The sequence below is a fragment of the Herbaspirillum hiltneri N3 genome (assembly GCF_001267925.1).
Classification (GTDB): domain Bacteria; phylum Pseudomonadota; class Gammaproteobacteria; order Burkholderiales; family Burkholderiaceae_D; genus Herbaspirillum; species Herbaspirillum hiltneri.
In genome coordinates, this window is record NZ_CP011409.1 from 3,025,925 (window position 1) to 3,044,143 (window position 18,219).

An 18,219-nucleotide genomic window follows, 5' to 3' on the forward strand; every position below is an offset into this window, starting at 1 on the left:
GTCGCCGAGAGTCGGGACAATATCAATAATCGACATTAACTTTCCGCGACAACCAATTGTTTACATTCATTATTTAGCCTTCAATACCCAAAGCGACGTGACTTCTTTCACCCGTGCGGCGTGCAGCGGGTCTTCGGCGTCGCTGGAGCGCGGATGGCGCGGCTTGATGTCTTGTTTCAACGCGACGCGCAGCCCCGCCTTGTCGAACATTGCCTGCAATTCATCGCGCGAGCGCAAGCCCAGGTGTTCGGCGAAATCGGACAAGATCAGCCAGCCTTCGCCGTTTGGCGCCAGATGCGCTGCGAGACCGTCGAGGAAGCCGCGCAGCATGCGGCTGTCCGGGTCGTAGATGGCATGTTCGATCGGCGAGCTCGGCTTGGCCGGCACCCACGGCGGATTGCAGACAATCAGCGGCGCCTGGCCCGGCGGGAACAGATCGGCAGCGACCAGTTCGACCTGTTTGTCGACGCCGAGGCGCTGCAGGTTTTCCGCCGCGCATTCCAGTGCGCGGGTGCTCTGATCGGTGGCGACGATGCGCTTGACGCCCCGCTTTGCCAGCAAGGCCGCCAGCACGCCGGTGCCGGTGCCGATGTCGAACGCCAGCTGGACCGACGGCAAGGTCGCTCGTTCGACCAGGTCGAGGTATTCGCCGCGCACCGGCGAGAACACGCCGTAATACGGATGGATGCTGCCGCCCAGCGCCGGCACCGGTACGCCCTTCTTGCGCCATTCATGCGCGCCGATCAGACCGAGCACTTCGCGCATTGTCGCCACGCTGGCTTCCTGCCCCGGGCCATAGACTTCTTCGCAAGCCTGGCTGACATCGGGCGCGCGGCGCAGAGGGATGCTGTAGTCTGCTTCCAGAGGCACCAGCAGCATGCCGAGGATGCGCGCGCGTTGCGCCTGTGCCTGGCGATGCTGGTGGAACGCCTGGGTAATGCCCGGGATGGGTTCCTTCTTGTCGCCGGCTTTGACCGACTTGCGTTCAGACTTCTTGTCAATGCGACGCGCCAGCGCCTGCAGCAGTTGTCGCGCGTTCTGGAAGTCGCCGCGCCAGAGCAGACCGGTGCCTTCGCAAACCAGCTTGTAGGCGACGTCGGCGGGAATGCGATCGTCAGCGACGATGACGCGCTTGGGCGCCGGATTGCCGGCTTCGGAGCGCCAGCGGGCGGAACGATTTTCCTCTGCTTCGGTCCAGCTTATAAGAGGGAAATCAGGGGAATCGTTCATTGTGGTGCTTTCTTGAGTTGATACCAGTGCTGGAGACGGAACCGGTGCGGGAGTTCATGACGGAATGGCCAGCCGCAGTGTAACAAATGTGGAGACCGCAATCCCGGCCAGCACAAACTGCGCACATCTCTTATGATGGGCGTTGAATATTCAGCAACGCAAAACCGGCAACTTCGCAGGTTGCGCGCAATCACCGATCAATCACAGCCCGGAGCCGACATGTCAGACCCCATTCTGCGTCAAGACGATGCCAACCACGTGCGCCTCAAGCACATCCTGGCCGAACTGGAACAGGCGCTGCAGGACATTCCTGCCGAATCGCCGCAAGCCGCACTGCTGCGCAAGGATTTCGCGCTGCTCAAGAGCCATCTCGACAGCCCCGAGATCGAAGCCGCAGTCCTGCGCGAACACATCGGCAAGACGCGCAACTCGGCGCAGGACCTGATGGACTCCGTGGAAGGCGCGATCCTAAAGGACAGCCCTTACGTCGCCGAGCTAGGCCGCATTCTCGGCATGATCTGAGGACCTGACATGTACGCAAAGATCCTCGTGCCGGTCGACGGCAGCAGCACCGCCAACCAGGCCCTGGACGAAGCCATCAAACTGGCCAAGGCGCTGGGCAGCACCATTGAAGTCCTGCATGTGATCGACAACAGCCATTTGTTCTACGACACCGGCATCAGCGCTGCAGCCGACGTGCACGGCACCGTCGTCGACGCCGGCAAGACCATCCTCGAACAAGCCGGGTCGCGCGTGACCTCGGCCGGCCTGCGCAGCGAAACGCGCATGGTCGAAGACCCGGTCGCGCCTGGCGACATCCCCGGCACCATCCTCAAGGCAGCCATGGACAGCAAGGCGGAACTGGTCGTCATCGGTTCCCACGGCCGTACCGGCTTCCGCAAACTGGTGCTGGGCAGCGTGGCCGAAAAGGTCATGCATCAGTGTCCTTTGCCGGTGTGGATCATCCGCGGCAAGGAAGGCTAGCAGAACACGCCGCACAATGAAAAACGCCCTGATTGCCAGGGCGTTTTTCTTTCCGGTGTTTGATCGCAGCCGAAGCGCTTACTTCTCCGGCAACGGAATCCATTCCACCTCACCCGGGATCACGCCGAACACGGCGCGGTCCTGCGCCCGCCACGCCAGCTTGGCGCTCTCGATGAGCTCCTTGCTGCTGGCCACGAAATTCCACCAGACAAAGCGCGGACCGTCGATGGGCTCGCCGCCCAGCACCATGAACAAGGTGTCGCTCTGCGCCGTCAGCAACACATCGATGCCCGGCTCCAGGATCGCCAGCACACCCGCTTCCAGCGCTTCGCCGTCAAGCGTTGCCGCTCCGGTAACGACATACACTGCGCGTTCGCTGTAGTCGGCCGGCAAGCTCAGCGTGCCGCCGGCCTTGATGCGGCCGCACACATACAGCGTGGGGCTGGATGTCTTCACCGGCGACTCATGGCCGTAGGCCTTGCCGGCCAGCAGGTGCAGGCTGGCCGCACCGACCTCGATGCGCGGCATGTCGTCTTCCGCATAGTGATGGAAGCTGGCGTTGCCCTGCTCCTGGTCCTTCGGCAAAGCCACCCACATCTGCAGGCCGTGTACCGGCACCTTGCCGTCGCGGATGTCGTCAGGGACGCGTTCGGAGTGCACGATGCCGCGCCCCGCCGCCATCCAGTTGACCGCACCCGGCGTGATCCGCTGCACCACGCCGAGACTGTCGCGATGCATCATCGCGCCGGAGAACAGATACGTCACGGTCGCCAGGCCGATGTGCGGATGCGGACGCACGTCGCCTTCGGTGGTGCCGCTGTCGAATTCGACCGGACCCATGTGATCGAAGAACACGAACGGGCCCACGGTGCGGGCGGCGGCGGCCGGCAACAGGCGGCGCACCGGGAAACCGATGTCGCGCACCAGGCCGTGGATCAGATGACGAATGCTGCTCATGTGGCGTTCCTTGTCAAAAAGTGATGTCTCAAAACTTGCCCGCGCGGAAATCCTCGATGGCCTGTTCGACCTCTTCCCTGGTGTTCATGACGAACGGCCCCCATTGCGCGATCGGCTCATTGAGCGGCTGGCCGGCGATCAGCAGGAAGCGGCTGTCCTTGCTTGCGTGGATTTCCACACCTTCGGCGCCGGCGGTGTTGCTCAGGATCGCCATGCGCCCGGCGGCGGCCACGCGCTGGTCTTGCCCGATCAGCAATTCGCCTTCGTACACATACAGGAAGGCATTATGCGTCGCCGGAATCGGCAAGGCGAGCCGTTTATCGGCCTGCACATGCAAATCCAGATACAGCGGCGCCGTGGTCGGACGTTCCACCGCCCCTTTGACGCCGAAGGCTTCGCCGGCCAGCACGCGCACTTGCACGCCATCCTGCGGCGTCACTTCGGGAATCTGCGCCGAGGGAATGTCGCTGTAGCCCGGGGTGGTCATCTTGTCGCGTCCGGCCAGGTTGACCCACAGCTGGAAACCGCTCATGAGGCCGTCTTCCTGCTCCGGCAATTCCGAGTGCACGAGACCCCGGCCGGCGGTCATCCATTGCATCCCGCCCGGTTCCAGCAGGCCTTCGTTGCCGGCGTTGTCGCGATGGCGCATGCGCCCTTGCAGCATGTAGGTCACGGTTTCAAAGCCGCGATGCGGATGGTCGGGGAAACCGGCCAGGTAATCGTCAGGCTTGTCCGAATGGAATGCATCCAGCATCAGGAAAGGATCCAGGCGGCGTTGCAGATCATGCGTCAGCACACGGGTAAGGCTGACACCGGCGCCATCCTGGGTCGGGATGCCGTTGACCAGCCGTTCCAGCTGGCGGGTAAAAGTGGTGCTCATGGTGTTTCTCCTGTGGGGGTGCGGCAGCAGATGCGCTGCCGTCACCTTGTTACCAGATTGTTGCTATTGCGGTTTTATCAACGATGCAGCGATGTCAGCTGATTTATGTCAGCTTATTCGTCGGCCGGCTTCACCGACCACACCAGCAGCAGGCCGCCGATGATGGACACGTTCTTCAGGAAATGCGTCAGCTGGCCTTGCATGGCGGCGGCATCGACGGCCCAGAAGCGGTGTGCAGCCAACGTCGCGCCGACGGTGAAAATGGCGATCAGCAATGCGGCGGGACGGGCAAAACGGCTGCCTGTCAGCAACAGCAGGCCGGCGCCGACTTCAACCAGAATGGTGACGATGACGGCCACGGTCGGGACCGGGATGCCGAGGCTGCCCATGTAACCGATCGTGCCGGAAAAGCCGATGATCTTGAAGATGCCGGAAATGACGAACAACGATGCCAGCAGGACGCGGCCGACGGTGAAAGCGGATTTGGAAATGATCATGATGAAACTCCCTCGAATGAATAAATGAATTGTGTGGATATTGGATTTGTGAATCTGATCTGGTGCTGAGTACTGATGTTTCAGAAAGCAGAGTCAGAATAATGCGAATAATCGCAACAAGAAATTGATTATTTTTCTATAATCATTATCTAATTATTAGATAATGTTGCCAATATGAACATAGAACGCTTTTCTCTCGACCAGCTGCGCGTGTTCGTCCAGGTGGCCGACAGCGGCAGCTTCCTTGGTGCCGCACGCACCCTCGCCCGGGCCCAGTCCGCGGTCAGCTACGCCATCGGCACGCTGGAAAGCCAGCTCAACGTCGCCCTGTTCGACCGCAGCGGCTATCGCCCGCAACTGACCGACGCCGGTGAGGCCTTGCTGCGCGATGCGCGCCAGGTGCTGGACCAGGTCGATTCGCTGCAGGTGCGCGCCAGCGCGTTTTCGCAGGGACAGGAACTGGAAGTGGCGCTGGCGGTGGATGTGTTCTTTCCCACCGATTGCCTGGTCGACCTGCTGCGGCGCTTTCGGGATGCCTTCCCGGCGGTGACGGTGCGGCTGGAGGTGGAAGCGCTGGGCGCGGTGGCCGAACGCGTGATCGACGGCCGCGCCATGCTGGGCATCCTCGGCACGCTGCCGACCACGCCGCCCAATCTGCTGCGCGTGACGCTGCCCAGCGTGATGGTGGTCGGGGTGGTGTCGCCGCAGCATCCGCTGGCAGCCGTGAAGGGAAGAATTCCGGACAAGCTGCTGGCGCAGCAGACGCAGCTGGTGCTGAGCGACCGCAGTGAGCTGACCGCGCGCCAGGACTTCTCGGTGCATTCGCGGCTGTCGTGGCGCATGAGCGACCTCGGCACCAAGCACGCACTGCTGCGCGCAGCCATGGGCTGGGGTTACATGCCGGAACACGTGGTCAAGGATGACCTGAAGTCAGGCAAGCTGGTGCGCATCCTGACGTCGCAACACTCTCCCGAAGGCATGGCCTTGCCGATCCAGTGCGTGTACCGGCCCGACTACCGCGCCGGTCCGGCCCTGTCATGGTGGCTGGATTCGCTGGCGGGGTTGAAGACGCTGGATGGGATCAGCGTCACGTCCTGATTTTCAGATCCTGATTTTCTATTCCTGATGCGCCGAGAAGCGGCTGCGGTATTGCGCCGGACTCACGCCGAGCTGGCGCTGGAACACGCGCCGCAGGTTCTGCTCTTCGCCGTGGCCGGTTTCGGTGGCGATGCTCTTGAGCGGCAAGTCGGTTTCTTCCAGCGCGCGACAGGCGGCCTCCAGGCGCATGGCTTCGACCGTCTTGGCCGGCGTGCGGCCCTGCTCGGCGACATAGGTGCGGGCGAAGGTGCGCGGGCTCATGTTGACGCGATTGGCCAGGTTTTCCACGCGCAGATCATTCTTGAGGTTGGAGGCAATCCAGGCATGCAGTTCCGCGAAACGGGCATTTTCCGAGGACTGCGACACCAGCGGCACACTGAATTGCGACTGGCCGCCCGGCCGCTTGATGAACATCACCAGTTGCCGCGCCGTCGCGATCGCCACCTTGTGGCCGTAGTCCTGCTCCACCAGCGCCAGGGCCAGATCGATCCCCGCCGTTACCCCGGCCGAAGTCCAGATGTCGCCCTGGCGGATGAAGATCGGTTCAGGATCGACTTCAATCGCCGGAAACTGCTGCTGCAAGCGCAGCGCCCAGTCCCAATGCGTGGTCACGCGCTTGCCGTCCAGCAGCCCGGCCGCCGCCAGCAGGAAAGCGCCGGTGCAGACCGAACACACCCGTCGCGCCCTCCCGGCATGCTGTCTGATCCACGCCACCAAGGCAGGATCAGTCTCGAAGCGTTCGCCGACGCTGCCGCCCGGTGCGATGATGGTGTCGATGTCCAGATTGTCGAGCGCCTCCAGCGCCTCGGTCTCCACGCTCAGACCCGCGCCGGTCATCAGGGCGCCGCCGCGCGACGACAGCACGCGCACTTCATACAGGGGACGCGGATCGCTCACGCCCGCCGACGCCGCAACGCGGCCCGCGCTCACGAAGGTTTGCAAAGGGCCGCTGAGATCGATCAGGTTCATGCCCGGATAGGCCAGCAAGGCGATGCGCAAGGGATTGCGGGGCTTCATGGATGGTCTTGTCCTCTTTTCCGGTTCAGCTTGCCGTCGCGACATTCCTGGCCGCGGCGGCATTCGCCAGCATCCACCACACGCTGACGACCGCACAGATCAACAGCAAGGGCAGGATCGCCAGGTTGAGCGCGGACCAGCCGTAGTGCTCCAGCAAGGGGCCGGCAGCCAGCGTCGCCAGCGCGGTAGCAGCATAGCGCAAAAACTCCGACAATCCCTGCGTCCGCGCCCGTTCGCTGGGCCGGTACGATTGCGCCAGCAAGGTAGTGCCGCCGACGAACATGAAATTCCAGCCCACGCCCAGACACAGCAAGGCAACATAGAACGCCGGCAAGCTGGTCGACGCCATCGCGATCAGTGCGCATGCCAGGTTGAGAGCCACGCCGGCCAGCACGATCGGGCCGAGCCCGAAGCGCCTGATCAGCGCGCCGGCGAAGAAAGAAGGCGCGTACATGCCGACCAGGTGCCACTGGATGATGTTGGCGCCGTCGTCGATGCCGTGATGGCAGGCCACCGCCGCCAGCGGCGCCGCTGTCATGATGAACATCATTACCATCGAGCCGACCACATTGTTGGCCAGCGCGGCGGCGAACACCGGCTGGCGCGCGATCTCGGCGGTGGAGCGCGGCGGCGCATCGGTTTCCGCCACGGCCTGCGCCGCGCCGCCGGCCGCTTCGGTATCGCGGTAGAACGCCAGCAAGACCACCATCGACAGCAGGCTCAGCAATGCCACCATCAAGTAAGCGCCGGAAAACAAGGCGGTCGGAAACAGGTCCTTGCTCCAGGACGCCAGCGCCGGCCCCAGCACTGCAGCGATCACACCGCCCGTCAGTACGGTCGAAATGGCGCGGCTCTTGAATTCGGCACTCACCGCGTCGGCCGCCGCCAGCCGGTAATATTGGGCGAAGGCCTGGAACACGCCGACGCCGGCGGTGCCGATGCAGAAGCTCCAGAAATGCCCGTGAAACACCGACCATACCGAAATCGCGCCGCCGATCGCACCGGCCAGCGCACCCAGCGCAAAGCTCAGGCGCCGCCCCAGCCGCTGGATCAGGAAAGCCGCAAACCAGGTCACCACCGCCCCGGCCACGGTGATCAGCGCAAACGGCAGCGTCGCCAGCGACTTGTCCGGCGCCAACTGGTAGCCGGTCAGCGCAGTCAGCGTCAGGTCGATCGAAATGGCGCAGGTGAACAGCCCCTGGCATATAGCCAGGATGCGGGCGTTGCGATACCCTGAACCATGAGAATCCGGCAAGGAAGTCCGGTCAACATCCTCTTGTCGATGCAATTTTGGCAAGCTCACGAACTTCCTTCAGAACAATGGCGATGATCAAATTGTCGAATCCGTGCGGGAAGCGGTCAATGACACAAAACGTTCAATTCCTGCCATCGTCAGCCATTGTCGCGATCCATTGAGGAGATGCCCATGCTGATCAACGCCAACGAGTCCGCCCTGCTGATCATCGACGTGCAGGAAAAGCTGATGCCGGCGATCCACGACGACGCCAACGTGCTGGCTCAGAACATCCGCCTGGCGACCATCGCCAGCCTGCTCGGGCTGCCGGTTATCGCCACCGAACAGACGCCGGAGAAGCTCGGTCCCAACCATCCCGACATCAAGCGCCTGTGCGATCGCACGCTGTCCAAAACGCGTTTCGACGCCTGCGTCGACGGTCTGCCCGCGACCTTCCTGCCGGCTTGCAAGGAAGTCGTCATCAGCGGTTGCGAAACCCACGTCTGCCTGCTGCAGACCGCCATGACGCTGCTGCAAAACGGCTATCGCGTATGGGTCGTGACCGACGCCACCGGTTCGCGCAAGACCGCCGACCGCGACGCCGCCTTTGCGCGACTGGCGCAGGCCGGCGCCGATCTGGTGACGCTGGAAATGGTGGCCTTCGAATGGATGCGCGACAGCCGTCATCCGCTGTTTCGGGAAGTGTTGAAGCTAATCAAGTAAACTCCGTGCATTACACTTACATCGGAGACGACCCGCACCGTCCCCGCCGCACAAAAAAGGAACCGCTGTTTCGGGAAGTGTTGAAGCTAATCAAGTAAACTCCGTGCATTACACTTAGATCGGAGACGACCCGCACCGTCCCCGCCGCACAAAAAAGGAACCAGTTTCCCTATGCCTGCCCATGGGACTGGACGAAGCCGACATGCAGCGCCTGGACCAGATCATCGGCCGCCGCCGCCGCATCAAACGCGACCAGAGCCTGTACCGCATGGGCGACAGGTTCGACATGCTGTACGCAATCCGGCTCGGCCATTTCAAGACCTATCAGGTCAACAGCAACGGCTCGCAGCAGATCACCGGTTTCCAGATGGCCGGCGAGCTGCTCGGCATGGATGCCATCGGCACCAGCCGCCACCAGTGCGAAGCAGTCGCGCTGGAAGACAGCGAGGTCTGCGAAATCCCGTTCAGCCAGCTGGAAGAATTGTTCCAGGACATGCCGGTGCTGCTGCGCCAGTTCCATCGCATCATGAGCAAGGAAATCTCGCGCGAGCAAGGCGTCATGCTCACGCTCAACAGCATGAGCGCACAGCAAAAGCTGGCAGCCTTCCTCGTCAATCTGTCTTCGCGCTACGCCACGCGCGGCTACTCGGCAAGCCGGTTCCAGCTACGCATGACGCGCGAGGAAATCGGCAACTACCTCGGCCTGGCGGTCGAGAGCGTCAGCCGCCTGCTGTCCAATCTGAAGAAGAACGGCGTCATCGATGTCAGCCATCGCGACCTCGAACTGCTCGATTTGCCGACGCTGCGTTCGATCGCGCTGGGTGCGGATCCCTGCTCCTGATGTCCTGATGCGCCGAGAGAATCCGCTCGTGTAAGCCATATGACGCAACAAACTTCACCCGATTCCTTCCTGCGCGCGCGACTGGCGCGCGATCATCATCTCGGCCTGCCGCTGACCGCCGGCATCCTCGCCGTACTGAGCGCCTGCGCCCTGTTCGCGCTGGTTGCCGCGCATGCGCTATCGCCCGGCACGCTGGTGGATCTCGACCAGCACATCGCCGACCGGCTGCATGCGCACGCCACCGCCGGACTCACGCAAGCAATGCTGGCGTACACCCATTTGCACGGCACCATCGGCGTGCTGGCGATGAGCGCGGTGCTGGCTTTCTTCCTCATGCGCCGGCGTGCGAACGCCTGGCTGCTGACGCTGGTGGTCACGGTGCCGGGCGGAATGCTGTTCAACTACTGGCTGAAATTCCAGTTCCAGCGCGTACGCCCACGTTTCGACCACCCCATCCTGGTACTCGACAGCTACAGCTTCCCGAGCGGCCATACCGTCGGCGCCACCTTGTTCTACTGCGTCCTGGCGGCATGGCTGGCGAGCCTGCCGGGCAACCACGCACGGCGACCGGCGATTATTGCCATCGCGACAATACTGACGCTGCTGACTGCCCTGACCCGGCTCTACCTCGGCGCGCATTTCTTCAGCGACGTGCTGGCGGCGATGCTGGAAGGACTGGCCTGGTTCGCCTTGTGGACGACGATTATTTTTACGGTGCAGCGGCACCAATTGGCGAGAAAGTCTTCAAACCGATTTTGACGACCACTTTCTGCCAATGACAATAAGACCAGCAACAGCAACAGAATCCGCATCGCCCCATCATTCCACTTCCCCGGTTCTCCAGGTCGCCGTCATCATCAACGCCCACGCAGGCGGCGGCCATGCCGACGAACTGGCGCAACGCGTCGCCGACGGCTTCCGGCGACATCAGGTCGATGCGCACGTCACGTTGGCAGCGGACGGAACCGCACTCATCGACGCCGCGCGCGCCGCCCTTGAAGACGGCGCCGGCATCATCGTGGCCGGCGGCGGCGACGGCAGCGTCAATGCCGTCGCCTCGGTGGTCAGCGGCAGCCAGGCCGCGTTCGGCGTGCTGCCGCTGGGTACGCTCAATCATTTCGTCAAGGACCTCAATATCCCGCTCGCGCTCGACGACGCCATCCGCAACATCGTCGAAGGACGCCGGCTCGCCATCGACACCGGTGAAGTCAACGGCGTGCTCTTCATCAACAACTCCAGCCTGGGTTTGTATCCCGACATCGTGCGCGACCGCGAGAAACAGCAGAGCCGCCTCGGCCGCGGCAAATGGCTGGCATTCTGCTGGGCGGCGATGGGCGCGTTGCGGCGCTATCCTTTCCTCGATGTGCGCATGGACATCAGGGACGATGGCGACAACGCGGAAAGCCACCGCCGCCGCACGCCCTTCGTCTTCATCGGCAACAACGAATACCTGATGGACGGCTTCAACATCGGCAAGCGCAACAGCCTGTCCGAGGGCAAGCTGAGCCTCTACGTCTGTCACCGCACCGGCCGCCTCGGCCTGGTACGGCTGGCGCTGCACGCGCTGTTCGGCCGCCTTGAGCAAGCACGCGACTTCGACATCCTGAGCGCGGCGGAAATCGAAATCGACACCCGCCACGGTCACGGCCGGCATCGCGTCAAGCGAGTACGCGTCGCCACCGACGGCGAAGTCACCATCATGCAGACGCCACTGGTCTATCGCATACGTCCGGCGTCGCTCACGGTGATCGTGCCGGCGATCGAAGATGCCGACAGCGGAGCAGCCCGCGCATCCAGCACGTCCAGCATACCCCGCACACCAACAGAACAGGAGGCATGACATGCGCACCATCGTCCATCTCTCCGACCTGCATTTCGGCCGTATCGACGAAGCGCTGATTGCACCGATCATCGCGCAGATACACGAACTTGCGCCCGACCTGATCGTCGTCTCCGGCGATCTGACCCAACGCGCGCGCTCCGAGCAGTTCCTCGAAGCGCGCCAGTTCCTCGACGCCCTGCCACAGCCGCAGATCGTCGTACCGGGCAATCACGACATCCCGCTGTTCAATGTCGCGGCCCGCTTCTTCAGTCCGCTGACCAAGTATCGCCGCCACATCACACCGCAGCTGCAGCCGATTTTCATCGATGAAGAAATCGCCGTAGTCGGCATCAATACCGCTCGTTCGCTCACCATCAAGGATGGTCGCGTCAACGACCGCCAGATCGAAATCGCCCGGCGCGAACTGGCCGCCGCCGGCGATCACGTGGTCAAGATCATCGTCACCCATCATCCGTTCGACCTGCCTCCCGGGCCCCAGCATCACGACCTGGTCGGCAAGGCGCTGCCGGCCATGCGCGCCTTCGCGATCTGCGGCGCCGACGTGCTGCTGGCCGGTCACGTGCACACCAGTTCAGCCGCCAGCAGCGCCGCGCGTTACGACATCCAGGGATATTCGGCGCTGGTGGTGCAGGCCGGAACGGCCACCTCCACACGCAGCCGCGGCGAATCCAACTCCTTCAACGTCTTGCGCGTAGAGGCGCATCACATCGTGGTGGAACGGATGCATTGGCACCCCGAACAAGGAAGGTTCCTGCTGGGTGCAACCGACGCCTTCGAGCAGCGCGGCAATGAGTGGTTTGCCTTGTCGTGAAAGCAAAAAGCCCGTCTCAAATGATCTGTTGACAGACTCCGGCCCCGGTATCATTCGGGCTCAGCTTGCCTTTAAGGTCTTCATCAAGGCATCCAGCAAAGGCTGCGTCGCATCGGCGACCCGCTCCAGGCTCTCTTCGCGCAGCTGGTTCAGGTCGACCGGCGCAGCACCGTCCAGCCCGGCCCACTCCAGCAGCGCGGCGAACGCCTGCGGCGTATCGAACATGCCGTGGAGATAGCTGCCGAGGATCTGGTTGTCTTCCGAGCGGGCGCCTTCCGGACGGCCTTCGATCCGAAACGCGGGACGCTGCAACGCTGCGCCGGTCGACACGCCCATATGAATTTCATAGCCGCTGACCGTGGCGTCTCCGGTGCTGAATTCACAGCGTCCCGATACCTGCAGCAAGTGTTTCTGTTGCGTCAGTTCGGTGGCCATGTCGAGCAGTCCCAAGCCCTTCATGCTGCCGGGCGCGCCTTCCACGCCATGCGGATCGTCGACACTGGCGCCGAGCATCTGGAAGCCGCCGCAGATGCCGATCACCTTGCCGCCGTAACGCAAGTGCTTGCCGATGGCGTCAGGCCAGCCTTGTTGCCTCAGCCAGGCCAGATCATTGCGCGTGTTCTTGCTGCCCGGCAGGATGATCAGGTCGGCCGATGGAATCGGCCGGCCCGGCCCGATGAACTGGAGATCGACATCCGGGTGCGCGCGCAAGGCATCGAAATCGGTGTGATTGCTGATGCGCGGCAGCACCGGCACGATCACGCGGAACGCCCCTTTGGCACTCTGCCCCGACGCCACCGCATCCTCGGCGTCGAGATGCAGGCCGTGCAGATACGGCAGTACCGCCAGCACCGGTTTGCCGGTGCGTTGCTCGAGCCAGTCCAGTCCCGGTTGCAACAGGCTGATGTCGCCGCGAAAACGGTTGATCACGAAACCGGCCACGCGCGCCTGCTCGCTCTCGGACAGACAAGCCAGCGTGCCGGTCAGATGGGCGAACACGCCGCCGCGATCGATGTCGGCCACCAGCACGACCGGGCAATCGACGGCCTCGGCGAAACCCATGTTGGCGATGTCGCGCGCGCGCAGATTGATTTCGGCCGGGCTGCCGGCGCCTTCCACCAGCACCACTTCGTATTGCGCGCGCAGGCGTGCATAGGACTCCAGCACCGCTTCCATGGCGCTGGTCTTGTAGCGGTGATAGTCGCGCGCGTTCATGTCGGCGCGCACCTTGCCGTGCACGATCACTTGCGCGCCGGTGTCGCTGGACGGCTTGAGCAGCACCGGATTCATGTCGGTGTGCGGCGCGATGCCGGCAGCCTGGGCCTGCAAGGCCTGGGCGCGACCGATCTCGCCGCCGTCGCTGGTCACGGCGCTGTTGAGCGCCATGTTCTGCGGCTTGAACGGCGCCACCTTGACGCCCCGGCGATGCAGCAAGCGGCACAATGCCGCCACCACCGTACTCTTGCCGGCGTCGGACGTCGTCCCCTGCACCATCAGCGTGTGGAAAGGAAATGTCATGCCGTGCGCTCCGCGCGTTCGGTCTGCTCAGTCTGTTCACGCCACACCTGCAGCGCCTGTTGCAGTCGCTGCCAACCCGCTTCGTCAGGAGGCAGGCCGAGACGGATGCCGCCCGCACCGCGCGTAAAAAGCCGCACCCAGATGCCCTGCCGCGCCATGCAATCATGGAAGGCGACGGCGTTCGGCTCCGGCCACCACTGGTACATGGCGCTGCCGCTCGACGTGATGCCGTGGGCGGCCAACAAGCGCTGCAAACGCTCGCCGGTAGCCAGCAAACGCATGCGCGTGCTCTGTTGCCAGTCGGTGTCGCGCAAGGCGGCGATGCCGATCTGCTGCGCCGGTCCGCTGACCGACCATGGCCCCAGCCACTCACGCAAGCCGTCCAGGATAGGGGCCTGCGCAGCCACAAATCCGAGCCGCACGCCGGCCAGTCCGAAGAATTTCCCGACCGAACGCAACACGATCAATCCGCCCTGCGCACCGGTGTGCGAGGCCACGCTCAACTGCGGCGTGGTGTCGCCGAACGCCTCATCGACCACCAGCCAGCCGCCCCGCGCCGCCAGCTGCCGGGCCCAAGCGAGCAGGACTTCGCCCGCAACGCGCGCGCCCGTCGGATTATTCGGATTGCACACCACCATCACGTCGCAGGTATCGACGGCGCCAGGCAAATCGGCATAGTCCGCTTCGCGCATCGCGTGTCCGGCCTGTTGCCAGCGATGCGCATGCTCGGCATATGCCGGTGCGGCAACCACGACGCGCGCAACGCCATGCTCGCGCAAGCGCAGTTGCGGCAGCGCCTGGATCGCAGCCTGGGTGCCCGCCACCGGCAGCATCTGCGGCGCACCGTAATAGGCGCATGCAGCCGCAGCCAGCGCATCGCTGGCTTCCGGCAAACGATGCCAGGCATCGGGGCGTAATTCCGGCGCGGGATAGAAATCGGGATTGATGCCGGTCGACAGATCGAGCCAGCCGTCGCGCGCGATGCCGTAGCGGATCACCGCATCGTTGAGGTTGCCGCCGTGTTCAAGCATGAGGTGCTCCGAAGGACAACAGCGTGGACAACAACATCGCCGTCGCCAGCATGACTGTCAACCAGAGCATGGCCGTGCGCGAGACCATGGTCCAGGCGCGCGCAATGTCACCGGCAACCGCGTCGCGGCCGACGCCGAGCGGCGGCCGTTGTTCGACTTCGCCGTCATACACCGCCGCACCGCCCAGCGCCAGTCCGAGCGCACCGGCGCCGGACGCCATCACCGGACCGGCGTTTGGGCTGCTCCATGCCGGCGCCTGTTCGCGCCAGCACGTCCGCGCCTGCCGCCAGTTGCCCAGCACCGCATACGACAGCGCAGTCAGCCGCGCGGGAATCCAGTTGAGTGCATCGTCGATGCGCGCCGCCGCGCAGCCGAACGCGAGAAAGCGCGGAGTGCGATAGCCCCACATGGCGTCGAGCGTATTGGCCAGGCGGAACAGCAAGGCGCCGGGACCGCCGGCAACGGCAAACCAGAACAAGGTGCCGAAGACGGCGTCATTGCCGTTCTCCAACAGCGATTCCACCGCTGCCTTGGCCAGGTCGGTTTCCTGCGACTGCGAGGTGTCGCGGCTGACGATGCGGCCGGTCAATGCACGCGCCGCCGCCAGGTCGCCGTCTTTCAGCGCCGCCGCAATCGGCATGGCGTGATCGCGCAGGCTGCGCAGGCCGATGCAGAAATACAGCAACAGCACATGCCAGGCGGCAGCCAGCCACAGCGACTGGCGCGCCAGCAGGATGGTCGCGGCGCAAGCCAGCGCCACCGGCGGCAGCACCGCCAGCAGCCAGGCGCACACGCCGCGTGCATGGCTGCCCGGTTGGCGGTTCAGGCGCCGCTCGATGAACTGGACGTAACGGCCGAAGCCGACCAGCGGATGCCAGCGCGGCGTCTCGCCCAGCAGCCGGTCAAGCGCCACACCGGCCGTCATCAGCAGCGCCAGCAAGGTCAGGTCGAAGGCGTTGAAAGCGCTCAGCATGCGCATCCTTTCAGCTCCAGCGGCAGGCCGGCGGCAACGAACTGCACGCGCTCGCAGATCGCGGCGACAGCTTGATTCAGACGCCCCGCTTCATCGACAAACCAGCGCGAGATCGCACCCTGCGGCACGATGCCCATGCCGACTTCGTTGGACACCAGCACCACGTCGCCCGGCGCCTGCGACAGCGCTTGCAGGAAGCGTTCGCGCTCCGCCGCAAAGCGTGCCGGCGCTTCGATACGGCCGACGTCGGGATATTCCCGTTGTTCGCTGAACAGCAGGTTCGACAGCCATACGGTCAGGCAATCCACCAGCACGACGTTGCCGGGCCGGCTGGCGCGTGCGACGGCGTCGCCCAGCGCGAGCTGTTCTTCCACGGTTTCCCAATGGGCGTATTGCGCGCTGCGTTGTTGCCGGTGCAAGGCGATGCGCGCCGCCATTTCGTCGTCGCCGACGGCGGCCGTGGCAATGTAGATTACCGGTTTTCCGTCTGCTGCCGCCAAGCGTTCGGCCTGCGCGCTCTTGCCCGAGCGTGCGCCGCCGAATACCAGGGTACGGGTTGTCCGCTGATTCATTGTTTCTTTTCCTTGTTTCCCCACGCGTCGCTAAACACCAGGTCGTCCAGTGATTGCCGCTTCGCCCAACCCTCTTGCTCCAGCATCGGGCGTGCATAGAATTCCTTCACGTGACCCAGGCAGATCACCGCCACCGGCTTTGCGCCTGCGGGCATTTCCAGCAGCGCGGCCAGCTTGCCGGCGTCGAACAGCGACACCCAGCCCATGCCGATGCCTTCGGCGCGCGCAGCCAGCCACATGTTCTGGATCGCGCAGGCGACCGAGGCCAGGTCCATCTCGGGCAAGGTGCGGCGTCCGAACACGTGGCGTTCGCGATCGTCCATCAATGCCGCCACCAGCAGCTCGCCGCACTCGCGGATGCCTTCCACCTTGAGGCGCATGAATTCGTCTTCACGCTCATGCAGCGCTTGCGCGGTCAGGATGCGTTCTTCTTCAACCAATGCGTGAATGGCGTCGCGCCGGCTGCGGTCGGTGATACGGATGAAACGCCACGGCTGCATGAAGCCCACGCTAGGTCCCAGATGCGCCGCTTCCAGCAGCCGCTGCAGCAAGGCAGGATCAATCCCGTCCGGCAAGAAATGGCGGATGTCGCGCCGCTCCGCAATCACGCGATAGACAGTGTCGATATCAGCTTGGTCGTAGCGATGGCTCATGCCGTAGCCTCTGTCTCCAGCTGCGGCAGGAACAACGCCGCCGCCGCTTCCGGTGAGGACGCAAAGTAGGCATGCAGATACGTCGCCGTCACGCCACGCATTCGATACACGCGCTCGCCTGCTGAGGTGTCGTACAGGCGCTCGCCGATGTAGGCCGGGACCAGCGCCGACACCGTGGTCGAGTAATGGAAGGTATGGCAGCGCAGCGTCCCCTGCGGCAGCGCGATGCTCTGGTAACCCAGCCCCTGCAAACGCCGCTGCATCACCGCGCGGCCGCTCAGCACGCCGAGCATCTGCGCCCGCGCGCCATCCTTGTCGCTGAGACTCTCCAGCAGGTAGAGCAAGCCGCCGCATTCTGCGTACAGCGGTTTGCCGGCGGCACAATGCTCGATCAAGGCCTGCTTCATGGCGACGTTGCCCTGTAGTTCCTGCAAGTGCAATTCAGGATAACCGCCGGGCAGGTACACGCTGTCGGCCGGCGGCAGCACGGCATCGTGCAGCGGCGAAAAGAACACCAGGCTGGCGCCGAGCTTGCGCAGCAAATCGAGGTTGCCGGGATAGATGAAGGAAAACGCCTTGTCGCGGGCCACGGCAATGCACTGTCCCGCCAGAAGTTGCGGCGGCGCCGGCACCTCCGCCTCCGGCGCTGCAAACTCGACCGGCGTCGGCATGCGCGCCAGTTCGGTGGCGCCGATCAGCACGGCGGCGGCATCGATGCGCCGGTCGAGATCGCTGACTTCGGCCGCCGGCACCAGGCCGAGATGGCGCTCCGGCAGCTTGAATTGCAGATTGCGTGGCATGCCGCCCAGATAGTTGATGCCGTGCGGCATGCCCTGGCGCAGCATTTCTTCATGACGCAGACTGGCGACGCCGTTGGCGAACAGACCCTGCAGCGGGAAGCCGGGCCGGTAATGCGCCAGCCCGTAACCGATCGCACCCAGCGTCTGCGCCACACCGGCGACGTCGACTACCGCCACGGCCGGAATCTTCATCAGTTCGGCCAGGTCCGCGCTGCACGGCTCGCCGTCGAACAGGCCCATCACACCTTCCACCAGGATCAGATCGGCCTGTTGCGCGGCGTCATGCAGCAGGCGGCGGCATTCCGCCACGCCCATCATCCACAGGTCGAGCTGATACACCGGATTGCCGCTGGCGCGTTCAAGGATGGTGGGGTCAAGGAAGTCCGGCCCGGTCTTGAACACGCGCACCCGGCTCCCCTGCGAACGATGCCAGCGCGCCAGCGCCGCCGTCACGGTGGTCTTGCCGTGATTCGATCCGGGCGCCGTGATGAACAGCGCCGGGCACAACGCCGCAGATGAGCCCGATGAAACCTCGGCCGGTGACGATATCGGCATGA

Annotated in this window: 20 protein-coding genes; 8 read left to right on the forward strand and 12 right to left on the reverse strand. The window is 64.1% G+C overall.

The genetic code is table 11. The features are described from left to right. Positions 1–69 precede the first annotated feature (69 nt). Complete coding sequence (locus F506_RS13685) at positions 70–1,230, reverse strand: methyltransferase (RefSeq protein WP_053198271.1); 1,161 nt, start codon at positions 1,228–1,230, stop codon at positions 70–72. 219 nt (positions 1,231–1,449) lie between these two features. On the opposite strand from F506_RS13685, the gene F506_RS13690 reads away from it, so the two are divergent. Together F506_RS13690 and F506_RS13695 are read left to right on the forward strand one after the other, a co-directional pair. Next, positions 1,450–1,752, forward strand: coding sequence for a hypothetical protein (locus F506_RS13690; protein ID WP_053198273.1), 303 nt, complete (start codon positions 1,450–1,452; stop codon positions 1,750–1,752). Between the two features lie 9 nt (positions 1,753–1,761). Continuing rightward, positions 1,762–2,214 (forward strand): universal stress protein, encoded by a 453-nt coding sequence (locus F506_RS13695; protein ID WP_053198275.1) that lies wholly within the window; start codon positions 1,762–1,764, stop codon positions 2,212–2,214. Between the two features lie 78 nt (positions 2,215–2,292). Here F506_RS13695 and F506_RS13700 read toward each other — a convergent pair whose 3' ends face one another. From F506_RS13700 to F506_RS13710, 3 genes are all read right to left on the reverse strand, one after another. After that, positions 2,293–3,171, reverse strand: a complete 879-nt coding sequence (locus F506_RS13700; RefSeq protein WP_053198277.1) for a pirin family protein — start codon at positions 3,169–3,171, stop codon at positions 2,293–2,295. Positions 3,172–3,199: 28 nt separating this feature from the next. Next, positions 3,200–4,051, reverse strand: a complete 852-nt coding sequence (locus tag F506_RS13705; RefSeq protein ID WP_053198279.1) for a pirin family protein — start codon at positions 4,049–4,051, stop codon at positions 3,200–3,202. A gap of 113 nt (positions 4,052–4,164) precedes the next feature. After that, positions 4,165–4,548: a DoxX family protein gene (locus F506_RS13710; protein ID WP_053198282.1), complete on the reverse strand. Its 384-nt coding sequence runs from the start codon at positions 4,546–4,548 to the stop codon at positions 4,165–4,167. Positions 4,549–4,722: 174 nt separating this feature from the next. Here F506_RS13710 and F506_RS13715 point away from each other — a divergent pair, with 174 nt between their 5' ends. Then, positions 4,723–5,646, forward strand: a complete 924-nt coding sequence (locus F506_RS13715; RefSeq protein ID WP_053198283.1) for a LysR family transcriptional regulator — start codon at positions 4,723–4,725, stop codon at positions 5,644–5,646. 18 nt (positions 5,647–5,664) lie between these two features. Here F506_RS13715 and F506_RS13720 read toward each other — a convergent pair whose 3' ends face one another. Further along, positions 5,665–6,645 (reverse strand): GlxA family transcriptional regulator, encoded by a 981-nt coding sequence (locus F506_RS13720; protein WP_407638242.1) that lies wholly within the window; start codon positions 6,643–6,645, stop codon positions 5,665–5,667. A 43-nt stretch (positions 6,646–6,688) separates the two neighbouring features. Continuing rightward, complete coding sequence (locus F506_RS13725; RefSeq protein ID WP_235471155.1) at positions 6,689–7,918, reverse strand: MFS transporter; 1,230 nt, start codon at positions 7,916–7,918, stop codon at positions 6,689–6,691. A gap of 171 nt (positions 7,919–8,089) precedes the next feature. Here F506_RS13725 and F506_RS13730 point away from each other — a divergent pair, with 171 nt between their 5' ends. The 5 genes from F506_RS13730 to F506_RS13750 all read left to right on the forward strand — a co-directional run bounded on the left by F506_RS13730 (position 8,090) and on the right by F506_RS13750 (position 12,115). Continuing rightward, positions 8,090–8,620, forward strand: coding sequence for an isochorismatase family protein (locus F506_RS13730; RefSeq protein WP_053198289.1), 531 nt, complete (start codon positions 8,090–8,092; stop codon positions 8,618–8,620). A 118-nt stretch (positions 8,621–8,738) separates the two neighbouring features. After that, positions 8,739–9,461, forward strand: coding sequence for a fumarate/nitrate reduction transcriptional regulator Fnr (fnr, locus tag F506_RS13735; RefSeq protein ID WP_053198291.1), 723 nt, complete (start codon positions 8,739–8,741; stop codon positions 9,459–9,461). A gap of 39 nt (positions 9,462–9,500) precedes the next feature. Beyond that, on the forward strand, positions 9,501–10,220 hold the full coding sequence (locus F506_RS13740) for a phosphatase PAP2 family protein (RefSeq protein ID WP_053198293.1): 720 nt from the start codon (positions 9,501–9,503) through the stop codon (positions 10,218–10,220). A 16-nt stretch (positions 10,221–10,236) separates the two neighbouring features. Beyond that, positions 10,237–11,301, forward strand: coding sequence for a diacylglycerol/lipid kinase family protein (locus F506_RS13745; protein ID WP_083457882.1), 1,065 nt, complete (start codon positions 10,237–10,239; stop codon positions 11,299–11,301). Between the two features lies 1 nt (position 11,302). Further along, on the forward strand, positions 11,303–12,115 hold the full coding sequence (locus F506_RS13750) for a metallophosphoesterase family protein (RefSeq protein ID WP_053198295.1): 813 nt from the start codon (positions 11,303–11,305) through the stop codon (positions 12,113–12,115). 60 nt (positions 12,116–12,175) lie between these two features. Here F506_RS13750 and F506_RS13755 read toward each other — a convergent pair whose 3' ends face one another. Genes F506_RS13755 through F506_RS13780 form a run of 6 tightly spaced genes read right to left on the reverse strand, consistent with a single transcriptional unit; the run spans position 12,176 to position 18,217 of the window. Then, positions 12,176–13,633: a cobyric acid synthase gene (locus tag F506_RS13755; RefSeq protein ID WP_053198296.1), complete on the reverse strand. Its 1,458-nt coding sequence runs from the start codon at positions 13,631–13,633 to the stop codon at positions 12,176–12,178. Then, positions 13,630–14,664 carry a threonine-phosphate decarboxylase CobD gene (gene cobD / locus F506_RS13760; protein ID WP_053198298.1) on the reverse strand — a complete coding sequence of 345 codons (1,035 nt, stop codon included), beginning with the start codon at positions 14,662–14,664 and terminating at the stop codon, positions 13,630–13,632. Before cobD ends, F506_RS13755 begins: the two co-directional genes overlap by 4 nt. After that, positions 14,657–15,637: an adenosylcobinamide-phosphate synthase CbiB gene (gene cbiB / locus F506_RS13765; protein ID WP_053201611.1), complete on the reverse strand. Its 981-nt coding sequence runs from the start codon at positions 15,635–15,637 to the stop codon at positions 14,657–14,659. The genes cobD and cbiB overlap by 8 nt, the downstream gene beginning before the upstream one ends. Then, entirely contained in the window at positions 15,631–16,209 is a 579-nt protein-coding gene (gene cobU, locus F506_RS13770) for a bifunctional adenosylcobinamide kinase/adenosylcobinamide-phosphate guanylyltransferase (protein WP_053198300.1), read from the reverse strand. The genes cbiB and cobU overlap by 7 nt, the downstream gene beginning before the upstream one ends. After that, positions 16,206–16,862, reverse strand: coding sequence for a 5,6-dimethylbenzimidazole synthase (bluB, locus tag F506_RS13775; RefSeq protein ID WP_053198302.1), 657 nt, complete (start codon positions 16,860–16,862; stop codon positions 16,206–16,208). The genes cobU and bluB overlap by 4 nt, the downstream gene beginning before the upstream one ends. Continuing rightward, entirely contained in the window at positions 16,859–18,217 is a 1,359-nt protein-coding gene (locus F506_RS13780; RefSeq protein WP_053198305.1) for a cobyrinate a,c-diamide synthase, read from the reverse strand. Before F506_RS13780 ends, bluB begins: the two co-directional genes overlap by 4 nt. Positions 18,218–18,219: the final 2 nt, after the last annotated feature.